Genomic DNA, 4,064 nt, shown 5'->3' with positions numbered 1-4,064 from the left:
TGGCTGGCTCCAGCGGTAGGCCGGCGACGTTCCGGAGCATCAAAGCAGCCCGCCGAAGCATGATCTGAAGATCCGCTCGCGACATGTCGGCGATGCTATCGGCGGCGTTCTCAAGCTCTTCTACGATAGAAAGGCGGGTCATGGCCTTGCCTTCAGCCTGACGCCTGGGCTCCCATGGTTCAGAAACTCGATGCCGGCTTCCTCAAGAACGGTCATCACGGCGCGCACCTTGTCCAAACCGCTGGTCAGTCCTTCGGCGCCCTTCTTTTCCATCGCGCTTATCGTGTTGATGTTGATTCCTGCCCGCTTGGCAAGCGTCCCTTGATCCATGTCAGCAAGCGCCCGAGCAGCGCGAAGCTGGTTTCCTGTAGTGAGCATGTTGTGTCCCCATATCGGTAGACTAGGAATATTTCATAGTTTGCTGTTGACGGCAAGCGAATTGCGGTTCATGGTTAACTAGTAAATGTAACTAGTTCATAGGGAACCAAACACATGCCGAGCACATCTGTTCGGGCTGCCGCCGAAGGCATGCCCAATGTCAACCGCCGCAACCTCTTGCTTGGTGCGGCTGCTTTCTCAACCGCTGCCGCCGTTGTTGCGGTCTCTCCTGCGGCTCACGCCGCGCCGACCAGCCTAGAAGAGGCAATCGCCGCCTGCCAGCGGGCCGAACAGACCTATGTGTCAACAGCGGCTCGGGAAAATGCCATCGCTGACGCGCTTGGCGATAAGCTCTTTCCGAAGTGGACGCCTCCCGGTGGGCTCTCGTCCATCTGGTCGCACCATCCGAAAGCCTTCCGGTCGTCCGGCGACCTCGAAGCCGAGATTGCCCGCAAGAAGGCACAGGTTGATGAGTCGTGGGCGTCGAGTTGCATGGATCGCGCCGGCTACAATCGGTGGATGGCAGGCATCACGTCCGCAGAAACCGAGGGCCTAACCTCGCTGCGCAAACAGGAAGCCGTGACCCACGCCAGCGGTCACCACGACGCCATGCAGCAAGCAGACGACGCAATCGCTGTCTGGAACACGGCGTTTCAAGCTTTAATCAGGCATCCCTGCGTGACGATGGTCGAAGTGAGGGCGAAGGCGGCAGCTCTCATTCATGGCTACGGAGCCCTCGGCGTTGCGGTCGATGACGTCGAGTTTATCGCCTGTCTTGCGTCCTTCTGTGGTGAGGGCTGACCATGGGCGAAGTTGTATACTTTCGCCCGAAGCCGCCGCCTTCCGGGGAACTGGACGAGCTCATCGCATGGCTGAAGCCGGCCTCCGACTGGCGCACCGGCCGCATGCAAATCGAGTTGGCATATCATTTCCGCATGACCGCCGATTTTCGACGCATCCTTGCCACCGATACACATGGGAAGGACAGCGCCGAAGCGGTTTTCCAGCGCGACCTAGCGGACAAGGCCTTCAAGGCTTGGCAAATCCAATGTCTCAAACAGGTCTTCATCCCGGCCCGGTGCGTCCGTGATCTGCGCTGGAAAGAGGATTGGCTTCGCCGCAATGGTGGCGGATCGCCGGAAACCGCGCTCTCTGTCGCCCGCGATGAAGCCGCCTTCGCGGGTCGCATCGAACTCCATTCCCGTCAACAGGCGACGCGAAAGGCAAACAGGAAGGCGGTGCGGTCATGAACGCGCACACCCGCCTTTCCGACCCGACTGTCCGCCGCTCGATCGAGGACGAGATTGAGCGGCTGATTTCGCTGCTGGACTTCGTAGAGCCGGACCCGGATCTAGAACCTTGGCTGGCTGGCGGCATCGAAGTCGTCGGCGCCGATGACAGGGAAGGGGACGACGAGCGAGAGCGCGACGATTGCGACCTCGAAGAGCAGCACGACGCCGAAGCGTACTGTGCGGAAGACTATGGCGATATCGCGTGGTCGAACGATACCGACATGCCGCAAGAGGGGTCGGATTGGCATCGCAACGGCTGGTGACCCCCGTATCGTCAAATAGTGGACATAGAGCCCGCTGCCTCATGGTGGCGGGCCTTTCTATTCTTTGTGTTGAACGATGTAGCTATTGCTGATGGCGTTGCCCCCAACGCCCCGCGTGACAACAACGGTGGTGTACCCGGCGGGCAGTGAACCGGTGACAGTCTCGTCGACAGGATGGCATCGTCCGACGATTTCACCGTTTGGCGCACCTGCGAGCCTGTCTTTCAGAGATGCCCGACACGCGTCGAACGACGCATATGTCGTCGGCGCGGCCTCAATGGGCTTGCAGACGGCAGCCTGGCCTGGGCTGCAAGAGAGTAAAAGCAATACTGCTGCGGTTGCGGGGTCCATTGTCGAAGCTCCACTGAGACCAGCCTCAACGCGGATCGAAGGCCTTTGTTGCACAGGCAGCCCCGGCGGCGACCCGCTGCCGAGAGATGGCGGGCTTTTCATTTGGTGGTGGAGCGTAGCGGGATTAGCGGGCACAAGCTTTCCCACTATCTTGCGCGGTCATGTCTCCAAGCTCCACCGTGCCAGGATGGCCCGCGATCCGATAAAGCACCTCGAAGCACAACACCGATACCTAACCAAAAATCGCGAAAAAGTCTTGGCAAGGAAACGTTCGCCAGAAGCTAGGGAAAAGAAGAAAAAATGGAGAGCTGAGAACCGTCAAAAAGACTTGGACTACGGGCGAAGGTATCGTGAGACACATAAGGAGATACGTGCAGCGGCCAAGAAAGCTTGGCGTCTAGCCAATCCGGAAAAAGTGGTTGCGTACTACCATGCGTACAGAGCTGGTCATCTGGATGAAACCCGGATTTCCCAACGAAAATACTTTGTCGAACATCGCCAGGAAATCTATAAGAAGCAGGCCGCGTGGATGCTGCGAAAGAAATCAATCAACACCATGCGCCACGACCCGGACACGGTCTATCGGGTGGTGAGCCGGGCGGTCAGTTCAGGACTTCCGCGCTTCATGCGTGATGATGTTATCGCCTCGATGCTCCTGGCTGTGCTCGAAGGCAAGCTACTGCTGGAGCACGTCGGTGCGCGGATGAAGGATTACGTCACCGGCTACAACCGTGAATACGACACGTTCAAAACGCTCTCGCTCGATGCGCCGATGGGAGGGACTGATCTCAGGCGAATCGACCTGCTTGAGGCACCGGCGCCGTATGAGCCCGAGGACGACGAGGATGACGACATGGTCATGCTCAGGGGAGGGCAATCGCTCTGGCGATAAGTCGTCATTGAACGAAAAAGTTAGGAACTGAGTTAGGAACCGAATAAGGCGAGAGCGATTTACTCCGCTTTTTCAATTAGTTAATTAGAATTCTGGCGGAGGAAGTGGGATTCGAACCCACGGTGAGCTTGCACCCACGCCGGTTTTCAAGACCGGTGCCTTAAACCGCTCGGCCATTCCTCCATCGTGATTCTTCAACCACTTGGGTAGCACGAGGCCAGCTCGTTTGGCCTGTTGGCACCGGATTGGCACCGAAGGCGCTCCCGGCTGGTTCACGCCTCATTCCTGTAAAGCGGCATTGAGGGCTGCGTCAACCACCGCTGCGTCGGTTCCTGCTTTCCTGGGCAGACTCTGAGCGTGTCGGGATCGAGCGCCGGGACTATCGCGGTCCAATGGTGCATGAAGAAGAAGCCCGCCGCGGGCGTTGCCCGAGATGTGAGGCGCTGCAGTGCTTGCATGCAGGGGCCCAGGCAAGGGCGCGATCCGGCTATCGACCGGAACCATCAAGCAACCGGGCGGACGGGTTAATCCCCACAGGGCCAACCTCTTGGGACGGCTGCGGTATTTCCCCAAAAATTTAGTTCGCCAAGGGAACAGCTGCTGGTGAGGAAGGCCGAAGCTGCAATTTGGCTCCGGCCTGAGCGGTCCTCAGTCTTTGCAGCTTTCATCGGCCTTTGCCGCCGCGGCCTTATCACCATGCTGCTGCGCCTCAATGTCCTGCTGCGAGGTTGCGAGATTCTTGTCCCCGCCGCCTTCAGCGCCCGCCAATGGCATTGTGGCGCCATCCTTGGCGGTTGGCTTGCCCGCGCTGTCCGTGGCTTTCGGGGCCTCTAAGGGCGCGTGAGTTCCATCTTTCGAAATGCCGGCGGTCTGCTCGGCATCCGTCCC

5 protein-coding genes, 1 tRNA gene and 1 pseudogene are annotated in these 4,064 nt (G+C 59.1%); 4 read left to right on the top strand and 3 right to left on the bottom strand.

Going from position 1 to position 4,064, the window contains the following annotated elements; all coding sequences use genetic code 11:
- Positions 1–138: 138 nt before the first annotated feature.
- Entirely contained in the window at positions 139–330 is a 192-nt protein-coding gene (locus EN893_RS22150; protein ID WP_306663755.1) for a hypothetical protein, read from the bottom strand.
- A gap of 162 nt (positions 331–492) precedes the next feature.
- Here EN893_RS22150 and EN893_RS22145 point away from each other — a divergent pair, with 162 nt between their 5' ends.
- The 4 genes from EN893_RS22145 to EN893_RS38185 all read left to right on the top strand — a co-directional run bounded on the left by EN893_RS22145 (position 493) and on the right by EN893_RS38185 (position 3,176).
- Positions 493–1,179 carry a hypothetical protein gene (locus EN893_RS22145; protein WP_127269310.1) on the top strand — a complete coding sequence of 229 codons (687 nt, stop codon included), beginning with the start codon at positions 493–495 and terminating at the stop codon, positions 1,177–1,179.
- A 134-nt stretch (positions 1,180–1,313) separates the two neighbouring features.
- Positions 1,314–1,628: a hypothetical protein gene (locus EN893_RS22140; RefSeq protein ID WP_127276193.1), complete on the top strand. Its 315-nt coding sequence runs from the start codon at positions 1,314–1,316 to the stop codon at positions 1,626–1,628.
- The gene (locus EN893_RS22135) at positions 1,625–1,933 is read left to right on the top strand and encodes a hypothetical protein (protein WP_127269312.1); all 309 of its coding nucleotides are present in this window, start codon (positions 1,625–1,627) and stop codon (positions 1,931–1,933) included. Before EN893_RS22140 ends, EN893_RS22135 begins: the two co-directional genes overlap by 4 nt.
- Positions 1,934–2,018: 85 nt before the next feature.
- On the top strand, positions 2,019–3,176 hold the full coding sequence (locus tag EN893_RS38185) for a hypothetical protein (protein WP_164748983.1): 1,158 nt from the start codon (positions 2,019–2,021) through the stop codon (positions 3,174–3,176).
- A 93-nt stretch (positions 3,177–3,269) separates the two neighbouring features.
- Here EN893_RS38185 and EN893_RS22120 read toward each other — a convergent pair.
- Positions 3,270–3,359, bottom strand: a tRNA-Ser gene (locus EN893_RS22120).
- 465 nt (positions 3,360–3,824) lie between these two features.
- Positions 3,825–4,064 (bottom strand): annotated as a pseudogene (locus EN893_RS22115) (hypothetical protein); the annotation flags it as partial.

It is taken from the genome of Mesorhizobium sp. M7A.F.Ca.CA.004.04.2.1, assembly GCF_004022825.1.
In the GTDB taxonomy this organism is placed as follows: Bacteria; Pseudomonadota; Alphaproteobacteria; order Rhizobiales; family Rhizobiaceae; genus Mesorhizobium.
Note: the sequence above shows the minus strand (reverse complement) of the source record. Positions and strands in the feature narration are given on the sequence as shown.

Coding starts and splice junctions, on each gene's coding strand:
- EN893_RS22150 (WP_306663755.1), bottom strand. CDS start 330: ATGGATCAAGGGACGCTTGCCAAGCGGGCAGGAATCAACATCAACACG.
- EN893_RS22145 (WP_127269310.1), top strand. CDS start 493: ATGCCGAGCACATCTGTTCGGGCTGCCGCCGAAGGCATGCCCAATGTC.
- EN893_RS22140 (WP_127276193.1), top strand. CDS start 1,314: ATGACCGCCGATTTTCGACGCATCCTTGCCACCGATACACATGGGAAG.
- EN893_RS22135 (WP_127269312.1), top strand. CDS start 1,625: ATGAACGCGCACACCCGCCTTTCCGACCCGACTGTCCGCCGCTCGATC.